Source organism: Paenibacillus naphthalenovorans (assembly GCF_900099895.1).
Classification (GTDB): Bacteria; Bacillota; Bacilli; order Paenibacillales; family NBRC-103111; genus Paenibacillus_G; species Paenibacillus_G naphthalenovorans.
In genome coordinates this window covers 1-1,164 of the sequence record NZ_FNDY01000097.1, presented here as the reverse complement: position 1 = coordinate 1,164, position 1,164 = coordinate 1, and the positions used below count along the sequence as shown (strand labels likewise).

1 protein-coding gene is annotated in these 1,164 nt (G+C 37.5%); it reads right to left on the bottom strand.

Going from position 1 to position 1,164, the window contains the following annotated elements; translation table 11 throughout:
• Positions 1-459: 459 nt before the first annotated feature.
• Complete coding sequence (locus BLT35_RS26125) at positions 460-1,038, bottom strand: suppressor of fused domain protein (RefSeq protein ID WP_074730251.1); 579 nt, start codon at positions 1,036-1,038, stop codon at positions 460-462.
• Positions 1,039-1,164: the final 126 nt, after the last annotated feature.

The following is a 1,164-nucleotide window of genomic DNA, read 5'->3' as shown; positions in this document are numbered from 1 at the left end:
GACTGCGTGTTCTCTTTTTGCTTTTCTTCAGACTGCTCGGGTTTAGAGACTTGCGTTGGGTGTAGATGGAACTAATCTTGTTCAGCAAGCCCTAATTACACTATTCATAGTCGGGACACCATACTGATTAGTTGCGATAGGATGTCTATATGACCGATTATGTCCTTTCCCACACTATCAATCGTCCTATGTATGTACATAGTTGCAGTCATATCTGAAAAAAAACGCAAGAATACGAAGATAACAAAAAACAGGTCAATCATGGTGGTATCTGACCATAATCGACCTGTTCAATGTAACGCTATGGCGTTAAATAGGGTATACTTTTTCAGCTATTCTGTGCGTACATCTCAATTCATGCAAACTTCCTACAGGTAGAACAAAGGTTATGTTGGTAATCATGAGGTAAAGTGGTTCATTCGTTTGTGGGTAACCCTCCGTTTTGTCATGTAACTACAATCAAATAACGGAAGGTCTATTCAAATCCAAAATGTCAACGTCTGACTCTTCCAATAAATCTTCTAACGCTTCGCTCCCATGTTTTTGGGCGTATACAAACTCTGTATCAGAAATTGGAATTGCCTGTAACCAAGTTACTTTTTTATCTTCAAAATGTAGGGTTTCAAGGTCCTTATCCCATAAAAATGGACTCACGAACAAAATATGTTTTGTGTTTAATTCTGGGTAATACATTTTTACAATGTTAGGGTAAATTGTTCCCGGTGAACATGAATAATCGGAATTGATAACATTAAAAGCACAAGTACTAATCATATTGCCGAATTGTTCATATTCAGCAGGACTAGCACCAACAAACTCAATTCTTAATGGCTTATCTTCAACACTTAATCCGATATCGTAACTTGATAAACCGATAGTTGAGTAAGATACTTCACCACCGCAAGGGGAGTCAACAGACTGAAGTATAGCTATCTTACTTATGTTATTATCATCCCCATAATTAAACACAGAAGCCTTGCCTCCAAATATATCAGCTATATATTTGGCAATTTGTTTTTTTTCGGGCGTTACACTCATCCCTCGTCATCCTCTCTTATGGACCTAAATGGGGCTTGCTGAAAAATCAAAAAATCCTTATCTCACAAGGGTTTAGAGGCACTTTTGTCGAATTCATCTGCAAAGAAAACACGGAAAATCGGTAAA